1 protein-coding gene is annotated in these 658 nt (G+C 34.5%); it reads left to right on the top strand.

Going from position 1 to position 658, the window contains the following annotated elements; genetic code table 11:
* Positions 1 to 438 precede the first annotated feature (438 nt).
* On the top strand, positions 439 to 658 hold a 220-nt coding region (locus ACS8FD_RS21400; RefSeq protein ID WP_439277354.1), incomplete at its 3' end, for a response regulator.

Raw genomic sequence — 658 nt, 5'->3', positions numbered from 1 at the left:
ATATAAACTAGCGTTAATCGCTACGTTAAACAAACGCATACAGCATTTATGTCTATGGATGATGCAATTGCCTGTCCAATCTTATACACTAAAGCTATAAGATTAAAAATATCAATCTTCCTCAAACCCTTCAATAAAGGTATGAATGGTCAGATTTGCTCTAAAAACGGTTTTTGTTACTATTACTTTTTTAGAATTTTTGACCGTAGCATTTTTGATTTTGTGTTATAAGTATTTAGTGGGATGGATACCACATAAATTGACTGTTAAATAGATTGATATGAACTCATAACAACCACTACCCTCAAGATGGTACTAGTATCTAATGTGTCGATTATCAATAACAATCATAATTTTTGACAATAGTAGCTCTTGGCAATGACAATCTTTGGTAACAACAGTTTTTGGTAACAACAATATTCATTAAAGGATATCTGCATGACTGATAATAAAAGCACCGATAGCATGACCCAACGTATTTTAGTCGTCGATGACGATGCACGCCTACGTTCTTTATTACAGCGTTTTCTAGAAGATGATGGCTTTGTAGTACGGACGGCTCACGATGCCAGTCAAATGGACAAACTAATGCAGCGTGAATTGTTTTCTTTAGTAGTATTGGATTTGATGCTACCAGGAGAAGACGGTATCAGTATTT

The sequence above is a fragment of the Psychrobacter sp. 1U2 genome, from assembly GCF_051847575.1.
This window is presented reverse-complemented; position numbering and strand designations above follow the sequence as displayed.